Here is a 20,513-nt window from a genome sequence, read left to right on the forward strand (position 1 = left end):
AATTACTCGGCCAAAGTCCGAGCCCATTTTTGGCCCGCCTGTTCAATGAGGTCATAAACTGAATTAAACGCTTCTTCGCTCTTGCGATAAGGGTCCGGAATCTCACGTTGACTCAACCAATGTCCAAATAACATTGTCTTGCCTCGTGCTTCTGGCGCGATTTTCCCTATGTATTCAACATGCGATTTATCCATCGCTAAAATCAGCGAGAAGTCTCTCGTCATATTTCGTGTGATTTGACGTGCTTGATGCCCATCCAGAGATATACCTTTCTGACTAGCAATCTTCATAGCATTTACATCAGCTTCATATCCTACTAATGCGCCTGTACCTGCTGACTCTATTCTTTTTGAAGGTAATAAACTTTTTAGATATCTTTCGCCTAACGGAGAGCGACAAATATTTCCTGTACAAACAACTAAAATTGATTCGAACATACATATCACCAAGTGCGAATAAATTTACCAGTTTCAGTTATATCATGTATGCCTGTAATAGTTGGTACAAGCTGAGATATCACACGATTCCACCGAACCAGAGGAGCTGTCGTCACATATACGATATCGTATGGTTGTAATCGGAATTCCGTACCTAGCACCATAGCTGAAGCATCCTGTGCATTTAACTGGTAGATATTAGCAATCTTACCTTGCGCATCCCCTACCAGTTGTCTAATGACAAAAATCCCGGTAGCATCACTAAACGCTTGTGACATCCCTTCCGCATTACCAATTGCTTCAGCCAAAGTCATGCCGCTCCGATCCATCTTCAATGTACTCTGTTTCCCCACCTCTCCCATTACAAATACTTTTAAATCATCATTACGTGGAACAAATAAAATATCACCTGGATATAATAAATGGTTTTGCGTTAAATCTCCTTTCTGCATCAATGCATATAAGGAAACTTTTGTATCCTTTCCATTATGTGTCAAAACAACATTCCGCCAGTCAGCATCAGGCGCCAATCCACCTGCGGCGTTTATAGCATCCATAATTGTTAACGGAATATTCGTAATCGGCTGTTTTCCTGAGTTAACTACTTCACCAGTTACATAAGCTTTTTGTGAACGAAATGCTGCTATACTCACATCAACTTGAGGGCTCTCAATATACGTTGTTAAGCGACTGGCTATATCCTGCCGAACTTGACTAAGTGTCTTACCGGCAACTTGTACTTTACCTATATACGGATAAAATATAGTACCATCCGAGTTAACCCAGTTACCTGTATCACTTGCACTACGATACTGACCTGCAGGAGTCGTTAGTTCTGGATGGTCCCAGACGGTAACCATCAATACATCACCTATACCGATGCGATACTCATAACTTTTAATAAGATTTTCAAGTTGTGGGTTAGGACGTGCCAATACTGCTTCTGGTCGAAGCTGGTCGATTAAGCCCGGTGTCATTGGGTATACATTGACCAGTTTGTCCAAATCGTAATCGCTGTCCGGCAGCTCGACCACGTTCTTGCGCAGGCTGTTTAATCCCTGACCTGGGATTATGGTACAACCCGTTAAAAACCCAATTGCCAATGCTAATGCCGAAAATCTAACAATTTTTTTCTTCATAATGTCACATCATCAGTAAATCAAAATTTGCCAATTCCTGAGCAGCTGTCATCGCCGTTGCTTCCCTACCGGCTTATGGAGAGATAAAAGCTGACTGCGTCCTGCAGCGCTACCACCATCTCTCTCCTGTTTTCCAGCATTCAGCCTTATAAACTAAACGGTATCTCTATCCCTGCACTGGCGCCAACGTCGTCCGTGTCACTATTATTAGCATTGGTGTACCACAGTGAGGTATTCAACCGGACCGACTGATACACATCCCCACTCCAACTAAGCTGCACACCTTTCAGGGTATCGGCATGTGGGAACGCTTTATTAATCGACTGATTTTCAGGGTTAACTTTGGCATAAACCAGTCGCGTACTCCAGCGCTGGTTATCCTCAGTAATAAGCTCAACTTTGCCTGCTAATAACTGGCCATCGCCCCCCATCGCATCACCCAATGGATAACCTTGCTGGTAATAACCATCGGTATACGTATGATGCCAGTAGCTATATCCGGTTCGATTCATATTTGTCCGTGTATCATGAGCTTCCAGATACCAATTTATCGCGTCCTTACCCCAACCGTGATGCCCTTCCACGCCGCCGAGGAACATATTGGCTGATGGTAGGTAACCAGACTCATCCTCGCCGATCATCTGCCCATAGAAGCTTACCGGCCAGCCCAGAGTCGGCTCAAGTTTGAACTTAAAGTCAAACCCGGCCAGCTGGTTACCTGGTTCGTTATCTGTCCCGGTATTATCTTTTCCGGTAAAACCATCCCAGAAGCTGCTAAAGGATTGCGGTCGCCCTTCCCCTCCCCACTGCATTATCCGCGATGCGCCTAATTCCAATGACTGGAACGGCGTAAAGGTGAAACGACCGCCGATAATTTTAGTGTGTGGGACAGCAGTGTACTGATTCATCTGGCTGGCAGATATCTGGTACTGCCATGGGCCCACCCAGCGCAACCACCAGGTCTCTGGTGCGGACTGCTCGGCTCTCTGCATTAAAAAGCCGGTCATCGGCCGCATGGCATCCCCACGGATCAGGCTGCCTTCATAGCCCGGCCCCCACCACTGCGGTACCTGGCCAAAGGAGAGCCACTGGTTCCAGAACTTCACTGCGCCATAGGCGCCGTTGGCGTTGAAGCGCGATCCGTTGCTGATCCGTTCCCCCCCTTCGACGTTACCCTGCAGGTGGACATCCCACCACTCGCCACTGTTATTAAATGCCAGGCCTAACGAATTATCTGCCGGCTGCGTCTGGCCAAACCCCTGCGGGGTACCCGGCTGGTCGGTGGAGGTGTAGCCGGTGACCCGGAAATCGGCTTTTAAAGCAGACAGACGCTGGTTGATACGAGCCAGAACCACTTGCTCAGAGGAATAAGAAGGTTTGGCCTTTTTTAGCGCCCGGGCGATCTCTTCCTGACTCAGCGGCCAGGTCGACAGGCTCAGATGGATGACCCCGCGATCGGAAAGCCAGGCAAGGTCGTTACGCAGATCGTTATCATTTACTACTAACCCGGCCGCGTAAGCCTGGGCTCCCAGTGAGGAAAGCAAACCCAGCGTCACGGCAATGCGCGCAATTTTTATCATTGTACAAGATCCATTTTCAGCCCCGCTGTCATATCTCAATGAGAATGACGGGAATAGCAAGATAGAAAGCGCTCGCGGCACCAGCTGACTTCACTGTGCAACACCGACGAGGCAAGTACAGTTACCCTAAGCTGCTTGTCATCTTTATAACATCCGCCCAGCTCACAATGTAGGCGAATTTTACCCTACAGGCTATCGATGAGATGGGAAAATTAATGTCCAGGTGATATCAGCAGCCGCTCCTGACCAACTTCTGAGGATATCCGTGGAAGATGGTTAGATATCTGATGAGGGTATTCATCCTGGCTGGGTCGATTTTTTATAGCCGTTGAACAGGAACTATTGTACAGCAGCAGGCGGCTTCAGAGACGCTACCGCCCCTGGCTTCACAGCTACCAGCGCACTGACTACCTGAACGACTTATTTTATCGACCTGCGGATGAATAATTGGTCAGGCCTTTATTTTTACGGCGTTAAGTCTACGGGATTTCGGTCACAATTGGGAGTCTTAGTGCCGAATATCTGCCAATTAATCCTATCCGCTGTTTTATTGGCGAAAAATAGGGGTTCGCCAATAAGATTATTTACTGCTCTCACCAATCGAACATCTACACGACATCACTGCGCCGACACATGCACAGCTAACCATCTGAAAAAAAGACATTTTTTCATGACAATTGTGTCATTCTAAAATCAGATGATGTCGTCATAGTCAACTACAATTTCTAATAGTTTCCAGTGTCTGGATATACATTAAATCTGCAAAAGGTACTTTCTTAACGCCTTTAAGAAACGTCTTATCACGGCTATATCCAGGCAAATATGCAATAGCAATGTAGTAGCACTTCATTATTTCATAAATATGAATTATCAATTGCCCGGCATATAGTAGATTATTTTCTTATTTGACTAATTTACCAGCGAAAACTTAATTTCCCCTGTAAAACAAATGGCATTTACCAGGCCTGCTTGTGCAGATCGTTTCGGGTAAAGGGTTTATCCAGCGGCCCAACCGCGGTGGCGATTTCCCCCAGCAGGGACTGGGTCGGCGCTTTATTGCCGCTATGCAACAGGATAAGCGGGACCATCAACAGGCACGCGACGCCGCCCCAGGAAATACTCACGCTTTCCGAATGGGTAGTACGTTTTTGCAGCGACAGGAACAAAGCGCTGCCAGCAGCACCCAGCAGCAGGCCAGCGATCACTTCCGAGACGGAATGCGCATGGATGACCAGCCGTGAATACCCCACCACTGCGGCTAAAACATAGCCTGTGGCAACCGCTGCTCTTTGCACACCCGCCGAAAAACGGGCGCTGAGCAGCCATAAGAAGATAGGCCAGAAGGCCGCGGAGAGCGCTGAGTGGCCGCTGAAGCCGGTATAATCCAGCTCGCGAATACCCAGTCCCCAGCCCATAAAGGCCAGTTTGGAGGCGCAGACGATGGCGCCGGTGATGCCGAACAGCAAACTCCACTGCCACGCCAGCAACCGCGACGTTTTACGCAGCATCAGGACAATAAACAGCGCCGCTGCGCTGGGCAGCAAAACGGTGCTATCGCCAAAAAATGAGATGAGTTGCCAGTTCATATACCTGTGATCCTTCGATGATGTCCACTGCCGTGCTCAGGGATTATCCATAATGTCTGTACCAGCTCGCATGCCAATTCATTTCACATTTTTATGCATGCAAGTGAGATGTTTAAAGCGGAAACATGATCGCAGTCAAGTTTTATTTTTGGCTGACGTTGATCGCTTTCCCTGCACTTTAGGAATTGTCGCACTAAGTGACTATTCATAAAGCATTATTGCCGCTACTCCGACCATTGCACCACAGAGGCCAGAGACAAACTACCAGAAGTCTCCGAAGCCATACGTTTCTTTACAATCGTTATAACATTCACGTTATGAATAAATTCTGCATAACGTTATGAGCGGCAGGACGGATGTTCAGAGCCTGCCGCTCGGTCTCAGGCTGGCGTTCAGGCCAGCAGCTTTTTGATGCTTTCGCGGAATTTGGCGCCCTCTTTCAGGTTACGCATTCCGTAGGTGACGAAGGCCTGCATATAGCCCATTTTCTTACCGCAGTCATAGCTTTCGCCAGTCATCAGCATCGCGTCGACGGACTGCTTCTTCGCCAGCTCGGCAATGGCGTCGGTCAGCTGGATGCGCCCCCAGGCGCCCGGCTCGGTGCGCTCCAGTTCGGCCCAGATATCTGCCGACAGCACGTAGCGGCCCACCGCCATCAGGTCGGAGTCCAGAGTCTGCGGTTCGTCCGGTTTTTCAATAAACTCGACGATACGTGCGACCTGCCCTTCCGCCACCATCGGCTCTTTGGTCTGGATCACGGAGTATTCGGAGAGATCCCCCGGCATGCGTTTCGCCAGCACCTGGCTGCGGCCGGTCTCGTTAAAGCGGGCGACCATGGCGGCGAGGTTATAGCGCAGCGGGTCAGCGGTGCCGCCATCGAGAATGATATCCGGCAGCACCACCACAAACGGGTTATCCCCGACGACCGGGCGGGCGCAGAGGATGGAGTGGCCCAGACCCAGCGGCTGCGCCTGGCGCACGTTCATGATGGTTACGCCCGGCGGGCAAATGGCCTGGACTTCCGCCAACAGCTGGCGCTTCACGCGTTGCTCAAGCAGGGCTTCCAGCTCGTAGGAGGTATCAAAGTGGTTTTCCACCGCGTTCTTCGAGGAGTGCGTCACCAGAACAATCTCTTTGATCCCGGCGGCGACGATTTCGTCAACAATGTACTGAATCATTGGCTTATCAACGATCGGCAGCATCTCCTTTGGGATTGCCTTGGTGGCCGGCAGCATATGCATGCCTAGTCCTGCGACCGGAATAACCGCTTTCAAATTCGCCATATTCATCTTCACCTGTTTGGTTGCAAAACACGCGGTTTTGCAAAATTGTACATGTCACAAATCCATTGAAACTGATAATACACGGATACTGCCCGGGCATCTGCCCGCCAAATTCTTAAATTCACTGTCACGTAAAAGAATACACATAACTCCCTTTTACCAACAGTTAGAAGTGAGAATAATCTTATTCACGATCAGGTTATTCAGCGGTGCGTTTCTCTGCGCCGTGCAATGTGGCCGAGATCCCCGTCCACAGGGCGCGCCAGCACGCCAGGGCTGCCGTGCCGCACCTATGCCCGCAAAGAATAGGTATAGATAATAAATTTATCCAGGTAATATATTTCAGCATTTACCGCTGGACATGTCGCTATACAAGCCATAATCGGCTGAATAAAACCAGGAGCCGCCCTATTCTGCGCCCCCTTTATGAGCTGAATTATGCCGATTTTGCGAGGAATTTCGCTCTTCCCCCATGGCGTGGGCATCACCTCTCGCTGCGATGAGCGGTGGCACAGCGCCGCTTTTGCGCCCTGGCGGAAACCCAGCGGCAGACGTTCTGATATTGGCCCGCTTATTCCAGACAACCGCCATAGTGTTATTTTTTCACTGTTCTTTACCGGAACATAATTCTTATCGGTTCGCTTAATCTGCTGGAAATATATCCACCTGTGGCAGGGCGCTATCCGCGTCGTTATTGCATTTTATACCCATCTTATCCATGATCGGGGTAACACATACCGCAGTCGTACAGGTTTTAATACATATGGAATGGATTGCCGATCCGTCAATCTGGGCAGGTCTCGTCACGCTGGTCGTTATCGAACTGGTGTTAGGTATCGATAACCTGGTCTTTATCGCTATCCTCGCTGAGAAGCTCCCGCCCGCCCAGCGCGACCGCGCGCGGATCACTGGCCTGATGCTGGCGATGGTGATGCGTCTCCTGCTGCTGGCCTCTATCTCCTGGCTCGTCACCCTGACCAAACCGCTGATTGTTTTTCACGACTTCAGCTTCAGCGCACGCGATTTAATTATGCTGTTCGGCGGCTTGTTCCTGCTGTTTAAAGCAACCGTCGAGCTTAATGAGCGGCTGGAGGGAAAAGACAGCGATAATCCCACCCAGCGCAGAGGGGCCAAATTCTGGGCCGTGGTGGCGCAGATCGTGGTGCTCGACGCCATCTTTTCGCTCGACTCGGTGATCACTGCGGTCGGCATGGTCGACCACCTGGCGGTGATGATGGCCGCCGTGATCATCGCTATCAGCCTGATGCTGATGGCCAGCAAGGCGCTGACGCGCTTCGTTAACAGCCACCCGACCATCGTGATCCTCTGTCTGAGCTTCCTGCTGATGATCGGCTTCAGCCTGATTGCTGAAGGCTTCAGCTTTATTATTCCGAAAGGCTATTTATATGCGGCAATTGGCTTCTCGGTGATGATTGAAGCCCTTAACCAGCTGGCGCTGTTTAACCGCCGTCGCTTTCTCTCCGCCAATATGACGCTGCGTCAGCGCACTACCGAGGCGGTAATGAATCTTTTGAGCGGGCAGAAAGAAAAAGCTGAACTGGATGCTGACACGGCGTCGCTGGTCGCCGATCAGGACCATCATCCGCTGTTTAATCCGCAGGAACGGCTGATGATTGAGCGGGTGCTGAACCTGAATCAGCGCAGCGTCAGCAGTATTATGACCTCCCGCCATGATATCGAGCGCATCGACCTCAGCGCGCCGGAGGAAGAGATCCGCAGCCTGGTGGAAAAAAATCAGCACACCCGCCTGGTGGTCACCGGCGGAAAGGATAATGAAGACCTGCTGGGGGTGGTGCATGTTATCGACCTGCTCCAGCAGTCCCTGCGCCAGGAGCCGCTGGATCTGCAGGCGCTGGTGCGCCAGCCGCTGGTCTTTCCGGAAGGGTTACCGCTCCTCTCCGCCCTTGAGCAGTTTCGTCAGGCCCGCACCCATTTTGCCTTTGTGGTGGATGAGTTTGGCTCCGTCGAGGGGATTGTGACCCTGAGCGACGTGATGGAGACCATTGCCGGCAATCTGCCCAACGAGGTGGAGGAGATCGACGCCCGGCACGATATTCAGCACCATCCGGACGGTTCGTGGACGGTTAACGGCCATATGCCGCTGGAGGATCTGGTGCAGTATGTTCCGCTACCGCTGGATGATAAACGTGAGTACCACACTGTTGCCGGTCTGCTGATGGAGTATCTGCAGCATGTGCCGCAGGTGGGAGAAACCATTGAGATTGACGGTTATACCCTGCGCACGCTGCAGGTCGACAGCCATCGGGTGCAGAAGGTGCAGATCGTTCCGCCGGCAAAGCAGGATGAGCTGGATTATGAGGTGTAATCGTCAGGCATAAAACGGCCCGGGGTATCCCGGGCGGTGGGACGGCTAATCAAAGCCATTCCTGATGGCGCTTCGCTTATCAGGCCTACTGGATGGCGACACAAACCGGGGGATGCCCCCCCGCCGCACAACCCAGGCGGGGTCAGACGTAGCCGCCGCCCGGCACCCACGTGACATCACACCTGGACGACATGCTCACATGACAGGGAATTGATGCTCTACAGCCGCCATACTGCCTGATGGCGCTTCGCTTATCAGGCCTACGGGATGGCGACACAAACCGGGGGATTCCCCCTGCCGCACAACCCAGGCGGGGTCAGGCGTAGCCGCCGCCCGGCACCCACGTGACATCACACCTGGACGACATTCTCAGATCACGGGGAATTGATGCTCTACCGCCGCCACACTGCCTGATGGCGCTTCGCTTATCAGGTCTACGGGATAGCGACACAAACCGGGGGATTCCCCCTGCCGCACAACCCAGCCTAGGTCAGGCGTAGCCACCACCCGGCATCAATGTGACATCACACCTGGACGACATGCTCACATCACAGGGAATTGATACTCTACAGCCGCCATACTGCCTGATGGCGCTTCGCTTATCAGGCCTACGAGATGGCGACGCAAACCGGGGAATTACCTCTGCCGCACAACCCAGGCGGGGTCAGGCGTAGTCGCCGCCCGGCATCAACGTGACATCATACTTTGACGACATGCTCACAGCCCGGAAGTCCCGGGCTGCTGATCTGGACGATTAAAGCTTATCGAGCAGCTTTTTGGCGTCTTTGCTCTCTTTGCTGCCTTTATTACGTTCGACCCAGTCGTTGAGGCGCTGCTTCGCTTCATCCTGCAGCTGTTTACGCAGGATCTGGTCCACCTGCAGGCTGTAGCTCAGCGACTGCCAGTCGCCGTAGATGCGCAGCGGGATGGCGGTCTGCTTCAGGCGGTCGATAAGCTTGCCCTCACCTTTCCAGCCGCCGAGCACGCGCACGTTAAAGCGCATATCGCAGTTCTCTTTCTGCAGATCGAGCTGTCCTTCGCCGGTCATTGCCATCACGTCGGACTGCCCCTGCACGCGGTTCAGCGTCACCAGCCCGTTATCCAGCGTCAGCTGGCTGCTCACGGCATCCAGCCGGGTGGCGTTGTCATAGTTTTCCTGCGCCCGCACGTTGGTGCTGCGCTCCACGGCCTGCTGCACCAGCTGCTGGAAGTTAAGTCCTTCGGTACGGGTATCCGTCATCTGGATCTGTGCCTGGCCCTGCCAGCGACGGCGGAAATCATCCGCGTCAATGCGCGCTCCGGAAAACTCGCCGGTCAGCGACAGCTTGCCGGTCAGGCTTAAGGAATAGTTGAAGGCTTTGATCAGCGAACCGATCTCCACGTTCTGCAGCGCCGGCTGGAACGTCGCCTGCGGCGTGTCGCCGCGGGCATCAAGGGTGCCGGGGAGGGAAAGCTGGCCGCCGTCGAGGTTGCCCTGCATTTTGCTGACCGTCAGCAGCCCCTGCTTATTGCTGATCTCGCTCTGCACCTGGGTGAAGTTCAGGCCGCGCCACTGCAGCTGGTCGGCGCTCAGGGCCATCCGGCCGGTAAAGCCGCGCAGGCTCTGGTAATCTTCGCGCTCATCGCTGTCGGCGATCACCGGACGCAGCGGGCGCGTCTGGCTCTGGCCCTGCTGGCTGGCGCTGCTGTCGGTCGCCGGCGAAGAGGACGCCAGCAGACTGTCGAGATTCAGGGTGGTGGCGTGCAGATCCAATGACCAGTCCGGGCGCTCTCCCAGCACCACGCTGCCGTTGCCGGTGAGGGTGCTGCCGCTGGCCATCAGGTTCAGATTATCAAAGCGCAGGGTCTTGCTATCTTCCTGCCAGCTGGCCTGCAGGCTCCCCTGACCATTGATGCCGTCGGGGGGCAGCTCGGCACCGCGCAGCTGCCAGCTGAGCTGGCTAAAGTCGGCTTTTAACGAATGCGGATAGTCGCCGCCCTGCACGGTGGCGGAGAAGTTCAGCGCCAGGTCGCGCTGGTCGCGGTTGACGCGGCCGGAGAAATCGACGGTGGCCCGGTGGTTCTCATCCTGCTCCATCTGCAGGCGGATATCGCGCACCGTCACCTGCTCGCCGTTTTCATGCTGGAAGAAGAGCACGCTGTCGGCCACCTGCAGCTGGCGCACATCGTAGGACCATCCGCGGTCCTCCGGGGCCAGCGGCAGGGTGTTGTCATGCGGCACCACCGGCGCGGCGCTGTCGCGAACCGCCTCGGTTTTCGGGGTCAGCTGGATCACCGCCCCCTTGAGCATCACCTGCTTCACCTGCAGCTGGTGCGAAAGCAGCGGCAGCAGCGCCACGTCGAGGCGCATGTTGTCGGCGCGGATCACCGGCTCTTCAGCGCCTCTGGCGGTCAGCGTCATGCGCCCGCTGAGAATGCTGAGCTGCGGCCAGACGTGCCAGCGCAGCGGGCCATCGAGTTCAAGCTGATAACCGCTGCGCTCTGCCACCTCATGCACCATATAGGCGCGAAAATCGTTGGGATTGACCAGCAATACCAACGAGGTAAGCCCGGCGACAATGACCGCCAGCAGGATCATCAGCGTTGTCAGTATTCGTCTCATGGCATCCTCAGCAACACCCCGTTGACGTTATCAATCCTTGTCGATTCGGCTCGCCACCGCGCCCTGCTGGTCGCGATATTTGGCGTCTTCACGGCGGTTATACGGTCGGGCCGCCGGGCCCGATAATGGTTCAAAGCTCAGCGCGCCGATGGGCATCCCCGGGCGTAGCGCCAGCGGCAGCTTGCCGGAGTTGTAGAATTCCAGCACGATGCAGCCGGACCAGCCCGGGTCGATGCGGTGCGCGGTCACGTGCACCATCAGCCCCAGGCGCGCCAGCGAGGAGCGCCCGTCAAGCCAGCCCACCAGGTCGGCAGGCAGGGTGACCGACTCATAGGTCACCGCCAGCGCCAGTTCGCCCGGATGCAGGAAAAAGGCCTCCCCTTCCGGCAGAACGATCTCTTCGCTCATCACGCGGTCCAGCGCGGCGCTCACCTCCGCCTTCGGGCCGCTTAAATCGATAAACGGCGCGGTGTGGCCGCGGAAGGTGCGGAATTTATTACCCAGCCGTACATCAACCGTCGCGCCATTAATACGCTCAACGGGCGGGCGCGGATTGATGGCCAGTCGCCCTTCATCCAACCAGGCTTCGATATCTCGGTCACACAGACGCATGGGCTTTCTCCTTATAAGGCTGCTTCCCGCACGCTTCGCGGCGGAGAGGGCAACAGGGCTACTCTTTGCACGTTACACAATTCGGCCAGGTTATTCAAAGAACTGACTGATTTTGGCCTTCAGAATATCAATCGCGATGCGGTTTTTGCCGCCGCGCGGCACGATGATGTCGGCATACTGCTTCGACGGCTCAATAAACTGCAGGAACATCGGGCGTACGGTCTTCTGATACTGGGCCATCACCGAGTCCATGGAGCGGCCGCGCTCGTTAACGTCGCGCTTAATGCGGCGCATCAGGCAAATATCGAGCGGGGTGTCGACGAAAATAGAGAAGTTGAGCTCGTTACGCAGGCGCGCATCGGTCAGCAGCAGGATACCTTCAAGAATAATTACCTTCTTCGGCTCGACGTGAATGGTGTTCGGCGTGCGGGTATGCTCGACGTAGCTGTAGACCGGCAGTTCAATCGGCTGGCCGCTTTTCAGCATCTGCAGGTGCTGGAACAACAGACTGTGGTCCATTGAGCTCGGGTGGTCATAGTTAGTTTTGACGCGCTCTTCCATCGACAGATGACTTTGATCTTTGTAATAGCTGTCTTCCGGAATGACGCCAATATGTTCGTCGCCAACTTGTTCACGCAATTCGCGATAGAGAGTACTGGCAATAAGACTTTTGCCAGAAGCCGATGCGCCGGCGATGCCTACAATGACGCACTGATGGGACATATCAGTCATAAATTTTTGCGACCTGATTAACCTGGATAGAGATGGAGGGTGGCGGCGGACCGCCAAACGCGGCAATTATAGGGATTTCAGCGCCCCGATACCAGTGGTATGCGCCCCGGACGGCTATTCCGCCGCCGGCGCCCAGTCATCGGTATACCAGATATGCAACAGCGCATAAGATCGCATCGGCTGCCAGCGGCGAGCATAGCGGGCGATGGCGGCCGGGGTCATTCCCGGAAAGCGCTGTTTAATCAGGTAGTCGTCCGGCAAAAAGATATCCTTCGCCTGCCAGCCGCGCAGGGCAAAATAACTGGCCGTCCAGCGGCCAATCCCGGGCAAAGCCTGCAATTGACGCAGCCCGGCGTCGATATCCGTCGGCGCGGTCAGGGGCAGCTCGCCGCTGAGCGCCGCCCGGGCAAGGTGGATCAGCGCCTCCGCGCGGCGAAGCGGCATCCCCAGCGCCTTCAGCGCCTGCGGATCGGCCCGGGAAAGCGCCTCCGGCGTTGGGAATAAAACATAGCCGGGGGCATCCGCCAGCGGTTCGCCCCAGCCGGCCGCCACTTTGGCGGTGAGCCGGGCGGCCATCGCCACGCTCACCAGCTGGCCGAGCACCGCGCGCACCGCCTGTTCGAAAGCGTCCAGCGCCCCTGGCAGGCGCAGCCCCGGCCGCGCCTGCGCCAGGTCGCCCAGCGTGCGAGCGACCTTCTGCGGGTCGCAGGCCAGATCAAACAGCTGGCCAACTCGCGCATAGCAGAGTTCCGCCACCGGCTGCAGCCCCGGGGAGAGCGTCACCCGCAGGCCCTGCGCCTCCTCGTCCGGCGCCAGATGAATCAGCCCGCCGTGGCCTGCTACGCGAAAGCTGCGGCTGTAGCCTCCGTCATGAAAACGCTCGACGCCGGCGACTGCGCGCGCCTGCAGAAAACCAACCATCCACCCCCAGTCGTAGGGCGGGGTCCAGGGTAACAGCACCATAAGCTCTCCTTTATATAGCGTTTCAATGATAGTCGCCCTTCACCGTCAGCGCCTTGCTTTTAAATTCCGGTTGTCGACATGACGGCGATCCGCTAAAGTCGCCCCCCTTCTTCACCGGCATGGGGATTTTGCAGACGATGTTTATTGGTTTTGACTACGGCACCGCCAACTGTTCGGTGGCCGTGATGCGGGAAAACAAGCCCCAGCTGTTGACGCTGGAAAACGGCAGCGCGCTGCTGCCCTCCATGCTCTGCGCGCCGACGCGCGAAGCGGTCAGCGAGTGGCTCTATCGCCATCACGAGGTGCCGACCCACAGCGACGAAAACCAGGCGCTGCTGCGCCGGGCCATCGCCGCCAACCGCGACGAAGACATCGAGGTGCTGCGCAACAGCGTGCAGTTCGGCCTCGCCTCCCTGCATCAGTATGTTGAAGATCCGGAAGAGGTCTACTTCGTCAAATCGCCAAAGTCCTTCCTCGGCGCCAGCGGCCTCAAGCCACAGCAGGTGGCCCTGTTTGAAGACCTGGTCTGCGCCATGATGTTGCACATCAAGCTGCAGGCGGAAAGCCAGCTGCCCGAGCAGATCGACCAGGCGGTGATAGGCCGGCCGATCAACTTCCAGGGCCTCGGCGGCGACGAAGCCAACGCCCAGGCGCAGGGGATCCTTGAGCGGGCCGCCCTCCGCGCCGGTTTCCGCGATGTGGTCTTCCAGTTTGAACCGGTGGCCGCCGGGCTGGATTTCGAAGCCACCCTCAGTGAAGAGAAGCGGGTGCTGGTCGTCGATATCGGCGGCGGGACCACCGACTGCTCCCTGCTGCTGATGGGCCCGCAGTGGCGGGAGCGCGCCGACCGCCAGCAGAGCCTGCTCGGCCACAGCGGCTGCCGCATCGGCGGTAACGACCTCGATATTGCCCTGGCCTTCAAATGCCTGATGCCCCTGCTCGGCATGGGCGGCGAAACGGAGAAAGGCACCGCGCTGCCGATCCTTCCGTGGTGGAACGCGGTGGCGATCAACGACGTCCCGGCGCAAAGCGACTTCTACAGCACCGCCAACGGCCGGCTGCTTAACGACCTGCTGCGCAGCGCCCGGGATGCCGATAAAGTGGCCCTGCTGCTGAAGGTCTGGCGTCAGCGCCTGAGCTATCGTCTGGTGCGCAGCGCCGAAGAGAGCAAAATCGCCCTCTCCAGCGCGGACAGCGTCGAGACCGCGCTGCCGTTTATTCAGGACGAGCTGGCCACCGCCATCGCCCGGCAGGGGCTGGAAGCGGCGCTGGATCAGCCGCTGAGCCGCATTATGGAACAGGTGCAGCTTGCCCTCGACAGCAGCCAGACCACCCCGGACGTGATCTATCTGACCGGCGGTAGCGCCCGCTCACCGCTGATCAAAAAGGCGCTGGCGGCCAAGCTCCCGGGTATTCCGCTGGCCGGTGGGGATGATTTTGGCTCAGTAACCGCCGGGCTGGCCCGCTGGGCGCAGGTGGTTTTCCGCTAGCCCTTGCCCGGCGCTGCCGCGCAGCAGGTCTGTCCTGATCGCGGCGTTGCAGATTACGCTGGAATATTCCTGGTCTCCCACGCAAAATGGCCTGTTCGTCCGGACAGGCCTGTCCACTTTCCTCCGCTTCCGGGGGCGTATTATCCATACCGTAGCCAGTCGTCTGCGGTCAGTAATCTTTGCATGCCGCAAGGGGGCGTGATTGAAAAGGGTGTCTGCGATCTTCGCAGCGGTCCGGCGTTGCCGGCCGCGGTTCCTGGCAGGCTGGCTGGTCAGCTGCGGATTGCTCTTGCTGCTGATCGCCCCGCAGGCGCAGTCGGCGCCCCGACAACTGGGAACAGATATCCCCGTCGAGTGGTACGCGGACGACAGCGGCCAGATGACTATCGATCGCTTTGCCGACCTGCCCGTGGACCAGCTCGCCACCACCCGGCAAATCCCCTCCTTCGGCTATTCACGCAAAACCCTGTGGCTGCGCAGCGAGCTGCCGGGTGATTGGTTTGCCGGCGAGTCGCGCTGGCTGCAGATTGGTCCCTCTTTCGTCGACCACCTGACTCTCTATTACCGGCCACTGGGCAGCGACGCGCCGTGGACCGCGCGGACCTTTGGCGACCGTGACCTGGCCCGGGAGAGCGATCTCCACTATCGGGAAAGCGTGCTGATCCTCCCTCCGCCGCCCACCGCCGCCGGCTATGAGATGGTCTTTCGCCTGCAAAGCACCAGCACCCTGATCCTGCTGGCCTCCCTCTCTTCTCCGCAGGCCTATCTGCAGCGGGCCACCGCCGACACCGCCTTCTGGAGCTTCTATTTTGGCCTGGCGGCGGTCGCCAGCGGCGTGGCGCTGTGGCTGGCCCTGGCCCTGCGCCGGCGTCTGCTGTGGGGCATCTGCTTCTTCTCGCTCAATTATCCGCTGGTAGCCGCCCTGCACGGCTTCCCGGAGTGGTTTTTCGGCCGCGCCGCGCTGCCCTTCCAGGACTTTATGATCAGCAGCCTCTCCCTGTTCAGCTATGCCACCGCCCTGTGGCTGCACAGCGAGATATTTGATTTGAAGAAAAATATGCCGCGGCTTTACCGGCTGCTGATCGCCGCCGTGGCGCTCAACCTGCTGCTGCAGGTCAGCATTCCGCTGGGGTTTTACGGCCTCGCCATGCAGATTGAAGGGGTGATCTTTATCATTATCACTCCGGTGCTGCTGTTCACCTCCTGGTGGCTGTGGCGCAAAAAAGCTATCGACCGCAACACCCTCCTGCTGGGGCTCCTGCCGCCGTTCTATGTCGCCGCCGCGGTGCTGGTGCAGCTGTCGATCCACGGTATTATCCCGTTTCATATGGCGATCTATTCCCTCTGGCAGTATGCGCTGATCGTCCACATCATTACGGTGCTGATCATTGCCATCCTGCGGGTACGCGCTGAAAACCGTCAGCTGGAGCAGAAGCAGCGCCTGGCGCGCGAGCTGCAGATCGAGCGCGAGGCCAGCTTCCACCAGCGGCAGTTTATGGGCATGGTGGCGCATGAATTCCGCACCCCGCTGGCGGTGATCCAGGCCGCGCTGGAGAATCTCCGCCTCTCGGCGGCGTCGGCCAGCCAGGAGGCGCGCTTCGATCGCATCGGCCGCGCCACCACCCGTCTGGTACAGCTCACCGATAACTGCCTCGCCGACGCGCGCCTCGCCTCCCACGATCTGCACGTCGACCGCCAGCAGACCGCCCTGCTGGCGGTGATCAACATGGCCGCCTCGGTGGTGGCCATCTCCCATGATCACTACCTGAACATCCACCATCACGGCGCGGTGGAAAGCCCCCAGCTGCAGGCCGATGCCGGCCTGCTGTGCATCGCCATCGCTAACCTGCTGGATAACGCGGTCAAGTATTCTCCGCCGGGAGAAATCACCATCGATATTCACGCTGATGCCGGGCAAACAGAGCTGCGCATTCGCGACTACGGTCCTGGCCTCCCCGCCGGGCAGGCGGAACTGATCTTTGAGCGCTATCGGCGCGGAGAACATACATCGCCAGTGCCGGGCGGCACCGGTCTAGGACTGTATGTTGCGCGCCAGATCGTGCAGGCTCATGATGGCAAACTGTGGCTGGCCGAGCATGGCCCGGACGGCTGCACCTTTATTCTCACCCTCCCCACGGTTGCTTAAGAGGAGAACGACGCATGGCTTTACGGCTGGCGATAATTGAAGATAACCCCGATCTGCTGGATGAACTGCTGGCCTGGCTGGGCTATCGCGGCTTCGAGGTCTGGGGGACGTGCAGCGCCGAAGCCTTCTGGCGGCAGCTGCACAGCCATCCGGTGGACATCGTGCTGATAGATATCGGTCTGCCCGGCGAGGATGGCTTCAGCGTGCTGAGCTACCTGCATGAGCTGGGCCACTACGGTCTGGTGGTGGTCAGCGCCCGCGGCCAGCAGCAGGATAAACTGCAGGCGCTGAGCCTCGGGGCGGATGCTTACCTGATCAAGCCGGTTAACTTCGCCCACCTCGCGGAGACCCTGACCGCCCTCGGCGCCCGCCTGCAGCAGGATCGCCCGGCGGCCTCCCCGCCGCCGGAGACGGCCAGCGCCGTCTCTTCCCCCGCCACCGGACTGTGGCGTCTGCACGAAGATAAACTGATCTCACCCGACGCCCGGACGCTGGAGTTAACCCAGCAGGAATATCGCCTGGTGGAGCTCTTAATGCGCAATCGCAACGAAGTGTGCAGCAAGCTGGATCTCCATGCCTGCCTGTTCGCCCATGAAAGCGAGCCTGACCTGCACCGCATCGACGTGGTGGTTAGCCGCCTGCGCCACAAGGCTCGCCAGCAGGGGATCCACCTGCCCGTACGCGCCATCTTTGGTAAGGGGCTGGCCTTTATCTCCTGAAGGACGGGGCATGTCGGCGGCCGTGCTGGATATGAATGACTCGCAAGTGTTAATTTTTCTCATTTTCTGAGAGAAATGAGAGGAATGAGACTGACGATGACCTTAAGAACTTTCTTATAGTGCTACCACATAAGGATGATGACGTATGATTTTCAGCGGACAGAAAAACATATAACAAAACGTATTAGCCGTTCGCGGCAAATTATGACACCATGCAACACAACCAAGGTAAAAACGATGGCCATGCAAACGTGGTTAGTTTTATTGCTATGCATTTTTTTCTTCAGCATCTCTGTATACAGTTTTATTTCCTATCTGAAAGACAGGAAACGGGTAAAATTTACCTTTAACGATAAGCGCTCGACGCGTCGTAAATAATTCACTTTAGAATAATAAAAACTTATTGCAGGTACTTTAATACAGTCAACACACCGCATACGCCCGGAGGATGTGTCACAGCATGGCGTTATGTTTTTGCGTAAGGAAATAACGCCATGAGAAACATTAATGTCACCATCAATACCCGTAACACCTTTGTCCGTGAATCGCTGGTCGCCATGGTCAATGACCTCACCCGGGGCGATCAGCGGGCGCGCTTTTCCTGGCGGAATAATGACCTGTCAGGGGAAGACATCATCATTTGCGAAGTGATCCCCGGCGAAATCTACCTGTGCAATACGCTGATTAAAAACAGGAAAAAAGGCAGTTCGCTGATTATCCTCCACAGCTACGACCAGCTGCCGGAAGAGGATTTCATGATTAACTGCCTGAAAGGGGTCATTTTTGTCTCGCTCAAGACGGCCAGTATTCCGCAACTGCTGACGATCATTAAAAGCGAGCTCCAGCATTGTATGGCGCCTTCGGCCACCGACGACGCAGGCCGGGAACTCAGCTGCGCCAGCTGCCCGCATCGCGTGCTGTCGCGCTCCCAGACCGCCGTGGTGCACGGTATTCTCGAAGGTCTCGATATGAGTAAAATCGCCGCCCTGCAGCGCGTCAGCCCCCGCACCGCCGCTTATCATAAGAATAAGATAATGGAAAAATACAGCCTGAATAATAACCACGACTTTTTCCAGTTTATGAATCTGTTACGTGAGCGCTGGTAGGCAAATAGCGTGCAGAAGAAAATAAGATTTTCACCTGGCTATATTGTCGGAAATCTGAAAATAGCCGCTGAATGCTAAAAAAGCGCCAGCGCTGCCAGACATAACGTTAAACTCTGACGCTTCCTCGGTATAAAGACGTTACCGCGCGCCTTTATATAAGAAAAAAGACTATTTACGAGGAAAACTGATACTTCGTCACATTGCCCCTGACGTGCCTGTCAGGGGTCTTTTTTTCCATGTGGAATGGCGCCCTCTGCGCGAGGGCGCGGCAGGATCAGGCTTCCACTTTCTCCGCTTCCCAGTCCGGCTGCGCTTCCTCGTCGGTGAGCAGACCTTCATTTTTCGACAGCATGGCGGTGGCGATGCCGTTGCCCAGCACGTTGATGGCGGAGCGCCCCATATCGAGGAAGTGGTCGATGCCCATCAGCAGCAGGATCCCGGCAACTGGGATATGGAAGCTGGGAATGGTGGCCGCCAGCACCACCAGCGCCGAGCGCGGCACCCCGGCGATGCCTTTTGAGGCCAGCATCAGGGTCAGCATCATGACCGTCATCTCGCTGAAGCTCAGCGATACGTTATAGGCCTGCGCGATAAACATCGCGGCGAAGGAGCAGTAAACCATCGAGCCGACGAGGTTGAATGAGTAACCAATCGGCAGGACGAACGAGACGATATTGCGCGAACAGCCAAACTTCACCAGCCGCTCGAGGGTCTTCGGATAGGCCGCTTCCGAGCTGCTGGTGGTAAAAGCCACCAGCACCGGATCTTTCAGCATGTTCAGCAGGCGGAAGACCTCTTTCTTGAGCACCATATAGCCGACGGCAATCAGCACCGCGCTGGTCAGCAGCACCGCCAGGTAATAACCGCCAATGAACGAAGCGTAGTTGAGCAAAATTCCCAGCCCCTGCGAGGCAATCACCGACGAGATGGCGGCGAAGATGGCCAGCGGCGCAACGTACATCACATAGCCCGTCACCTTCAGCATAATGTGCGACACCACGTTAAGGGCCGCCACCAGCGGCGCATTAAACTTCTCCCCCAGCGACGCGCCGGCGATGCCAAAGAACATCGAGAACACCACGATCTGCAGGATCTCGTTGTTGGCCATCGCCTCGGTGATGCTGGTGGGAATGGTATGCGACAGGAACCCTTTCAGGGTCATGCCGCTGACCGCCAGGCCGGTATCCACCGCCTCTTTCGGTACCGTCAGGTTTAGCCCGGCGCCCGGGTGCTGGAAGGTTACGATCACCAGCCCGACGAGAATGGACAATACCGAAGAGGTGATAAACCACACCATCGCCTTACCGCCCACCCGGCCAATGGTCGCCGTCTCGCCGAGGCGCATAATACCGACCGTCAGGGTGCTGAACACCAACGGCGCGATGACCATTTTGATCAACCGCAGAAACAGATCGGTCAGCAGCGTGATGTTGTCTGCCCATGCGGAGATGGTGGTCGGCGTCGCGTAGGCATGGATAGCCGCGCCGGAGAGGATCCCCATCAGCATAAAAATGACGATGAAGAGCGTGAGTTTGTTTGCGTTTGCCACAGCAATGACCCCTGATTATTCAACACGTTGATTTTTAAGTGCATATTTTATTATTATGGAAATGCACTGATTTATTCACCGCATAAATCTAATTAAAGCCCTTGCGGATACAACTATTTTTTACTTTTTTAAACTAAAAGTTGATATCACCCCGGAAATCGGCGGCGAGACCGCCCGCCATCGCCGCCGTTATCCAGACATTTCTCAACCTTCTTTTCATAA

Annotated in this window: 15 protein-coding genes and 2 pseudogenes; 7 read left to right on the forward strand and 10 right to left on the reverse strand. The window is 56.4% G+C overall.

What is annotated here, in order from left to right:
- Window positions 1–2: 2 nt before the first annotated feature.
- The 3 genes from ACLH1U_RS20705 to ACLH1U_RS20715 all read right to left on the reverse strand — a co-directional run bounded on the left by ACLH1U_RS20705 (window position 3) and on the right by ACLH1U_RS20715 (window position 3,156).
- On the reverse strand, window positions 3–437 hold the full coding sequence (locus ACLH1U_RS20705) for a protein tyrosine phosphatase (RefSeq protein ID WP_335893947.1): 435 nt from the start codon (window positions 435–437) through the stop codon (window positions 3–5).
- A gap of 5 nt (window positions 438–442) precedes the next feature.
- On the reverse strand, window positions 443–1,576 hold the full coding sequence (locus ACLH1U_RS20710) for a polysaccharide export protein (protein WP_335893945.1): 1,134 nt from the start codon (window positions 1,574–1,576) through the stop codon (window positions 443–445).
- A gap of 146 nt (window positions 1,577–1,722) precedes the next feature.
- Complete coding sequence (locus ACLH1U_RS20715) at window positions 1,723–3,156, reverse strand: capsule assembly Wzi family protein (protein WP_335893944.1); 1,434 nt, start codon at window positions 3,154–3,156, stop codon at window positions 1,723–1,725.
- 337 nt (window positions 3,157–3,493) lie between these two features.
- On the opposite strand from ACLH1U_RS20715, the pseudogene ACLH1U_RS20720 reads away from it, so the two are divergent.
- A pseudogene (locus ACLH1U_RS20720) lies at window positions 3,494–3,571 on the forward strand (hypothetical protein); the annotation flags it as partial.
- A gap of 541 nt (window positions 3,572–4,112) precedes the next feature.
- Here the strand turns inward: ACLH1U_RS20720 and ACLH1U_RS20725 are convergent.
- Together ACLH1U_RS20725 and galF are read right to left on the reverse strand one after the other, a co-directional pair.
- Window positions 4,113–4,742 (reverse strand): phosphatase PAP2 family protein, encoded by a 630-nt coding sequence (locus ACLH1U_RS20725; RefSeq protein WP_233672594.1) that lies wholly within the window; start codon window positions 4,740–4,742, stop codon window positions 4,113–4,115.
- A 360-nt stretch (window positions 4,743–5,102) separates the two neighbouring features.
- A pseudogene (gene galF, locus ACLH1U_RS20730) lies at window positions 5,103–6,031 on the reverse strand (GalU regulator GalF).
- Window positions 6,032–6,788: 757 nt separating this feature from the next.
- Here galF and ACLH1U_RS20735 point away from each other — a divergent pair.
- Window positions 6,789–8,372, forward strand: coding sequence for a TerC family protein (locus ACLH1U_RS20735; RefSeq protein WP_023290384.1), 1,584 nt, complete (start codon window positions 6,789–6,791; stop codon window positions 8,370–8,372).
- 754 nt (window positions 8,373–9,126) lie between these two features.
- On the opposite strand, the gene asmA is transcribed toward ACLH1U_RS20735, so the two are convergent.
- From asmA to alkA, 4 genes are all read right to left on the reverse strand, one after another.
- Complete coding sequence (gene asmA / locus ACLH1U_RS20740; protein WP_060589968.1) at window positions 9,127–10,974, reverse strand: outer membrane assembly protein AsmA; 1,848 nt, start codon at window positions 10,972–10,974, stop codon at window positions 9,127–9,129.
- 30 nt (window positions 10,975–11,004) lie between these two features.
- A complete protein-coding gene (gene dcd, locus ACLH1U_RS20745) occupies window positions 11,005–11,586 on the reverse strand; it encodes a dCTP deaminase (protein ID WP_004151145.1) in 582 nt (193 codons plus the stop codon).
- A 90-nt stretch (window positions 11,587–11,676) separates the two neighbouring features.
- Window positions 11,677–12,318: a uridine kinase gene (udk, locus tag ACLH1U_RS20750; protein WP_002912442.1), complete on the reverse strand. Its 642-nt coding sequence runs from the start codon at window positions 12,316–12,318 to the stop codon at window positions 11,677–11,679.
- Window positions 12,319–12,432: 114 nt separating this feature from the next.
- Window positions 12,433–13,281 carry a DNA-3-methyladenine glycosylase 2 gene (alkA, locus tag ACLH1U_RS20755; protein WP_411299434.1) on the reverse strand — a complete coding sequence of 283 codons (849 nt, stop codon included), beginning with the start codon at window positions 13,279–13,281 and terminating at the stop codon, window positions 12,433–12,435.
- A 137-nt stretch (window positions 13,282–13,418) separates the two neighbouring features.
- Here alkA and yegD point away from each other — a divergent pair, with 137 nt between their 5' ends.
- From yegD to ACLH1U_RS20780, 5 genes are all read left to right on the forward strand, one after another.
- Window positions 13,419–14,771: a molecular chaperone gene (gene yegD, locus ACLH1U_RS20760; protein ID WP_023290387.1), complete on the forward strand. Its 1,353-nt coding sequence runs from the start codon at window positions 13,419–13,421 to the stop codon at window positions 14,769–14,771.
- Window positions 14,772–15,060: 289 nt separating this feature from the next.
- The gene (locus ACLH1U_RS20765; protein WP_325082996.1) at window positions 15,061–16,917 is read left to right on the forward strand and encodes a sensor histidine kinase; all 1,857 of its coding nucleotides are present in this window, start codon (window positions 15,061–15,063) and stop codon (window positions 16,915–16,917) included.
- Between the two features lie 14 nt (window positions 16,918–16,931).
- Entirely contained in the window at window positions 16,932–17,636 is a 705-nt protein-coding gene (locus ACLH1U_RS20770) for a response regulator transcription factor (protein ID WP_072420684.1), read from the forward strand.
- A gap of 237 nt (window positions 17,637–17,873) precedes the next feature.
- Window positions 17,874–18,014, forward strand: coding sequence for a small membrane protein (locus ACLH1U_RS20775; RefSeq protein ID WP_032453469.1), 141 nt, complete (start codon window positions 17,874–17,876; stop codon window positions 18,012–18,014).
- Window positions 18,015–18,130: 116 nt separating this feature from the next.
- Window positions 18,131–18,742, forward strand: a complete 612-nt coding sequence (locus ACLH1U_RS20780; protein WP_023290390.1) for a helix-turn-helix transcriptional regulator — start codon at window positions 18,131–18,133, stop codon at window positions 18,740–18,742.
- Between the two features lie 274 nt (window positions 18,743–19,016).
- On the opposite strand, the gene ACLH1U_RS20785 is transcribed toward ACLH1U_RS20780, so the two are convergent.
- On the reverse strand, window positions 19,017–20,291 hold the full coding sequence (locus ACLH1U_RS20785) for a dicarboxylate/amino acid:cation symporter (RefSeq protein WP_032453470.1): 1,275 nt from the start codon (window positions 20,289–20,291) through the stop codon (window positions 19,017–19,019).
- Window positions 20,292–20,513 lie beyond the last annotated feature (222 nt).

The organism is Klebsiella sp. 1SOBk5mer, assembly GCF_046603115.1.
In the GTDB taxonomy this organism is placed as follows: Bacteria; Pseudomonadota; Gammaproteobacteria; order Enterobacterales; family Enterobacteriaceae; genus Klebsiella; species Klebsiella quasipneumoniae.

What these genes read in the sequence shown, in the direction of transcription:
- dcd (WP_004151145.1), bottom strand. Translation starts at nt 11,586, where the DNA reads ATGCGTCTGTGTGACCGAGATATCGAAGCCTGGTTGGATGAAGGGCGA.
- ACLH1U_RS20780 (WP_023290390.1), top strand. Translation starts at nt 18,131, where the DNA reads ATGAGAAACATTAATGTCACCATCAATACCCGTAACACCTTTGTCCGT.
- ACLH1U_RS20705 (WP_335893947.1), bottom strand. Translation starts at nt 437, where the DNA reads ATGTTCGAATCAATTTTAGTTGTTTGTACAGGAAATATTTGTCGCTCT.
- ACLH1U_RS20770 (WP_072420684.1), top strand. Translation starts at nt 16,932, where the DNA reads ATGGCTTTACGGCTGGCGATAATTGAAGATAACCCCGATCTGCTGGAT.
- ACLH1U_RS20725 (WP_233672594.1), bottom strand. Translation starts at nt 4,742, where the DNA reads ATGAACTGGCAACTCATCTCATTTTTTGGCGATAGCACCGTTTTGCTG.
- ACLH1U_RS20735 (WP_023290384.1), top strand. Translation starts at nt 6,789, where the DNA reads ATGGAATGGATTGCCGATCCGTCAATCTGGGCAGGTCTCGTCACGCTG.
- yegD (WP_023290387.1), top strand. Translation starts at nt 13,419, where the DNA reads ATGTTTATTGGTTTTGACTACGGCACCGCCAACTGTTCGGTGGCCGTG.
- asmA (WP_060589968.1), bottom strand. Translation starts at nt 10,974, where the DNA reads ATGAGACGAATACTGACAACGCTGATGATCCTGCTGGCGGTCATTGTC.
- ACLH1U_RS20710 (WP_335893945.1), bottom strand. Translation starts at nt 1,576, where the DNA reads ATGAAGAAAAAAATTGTTAGATTTTCGGCATTAGCATTGGCAATTGGG.
- alkA (WP_411299434.1), bottom strand. Translation starts at nt 13,281, where the DNA reads ATGGTGCTGTTACCCTGGACCCCGCCCTACGACTGGGGGTGGATGGTT.
- ACLH1U_RS20775 (WP_032453469.1), top strand. Translation starts at nt 17,874, where the DNA reads ATGGCCATGCAAACGTGGTTAGTTTTATTGCTATGCATTTTTTTCTTC.
- udk (WP_002912442.1), bottom strand. Translation starts at nt 12,318, where the DNA reads ATGACTGATATGTCCCATCAGTGCGTCATTGTAGGCATCGCCGGCGCA.
- ACLH1U_RS20715 (WP_335893944.1), bottom strand. Translation starts at nt 3,156, where the DNA reads ATGATAAAAATTGCGCGCATTGCCGTGACGCTGGGTTTGCTTTCCTCA.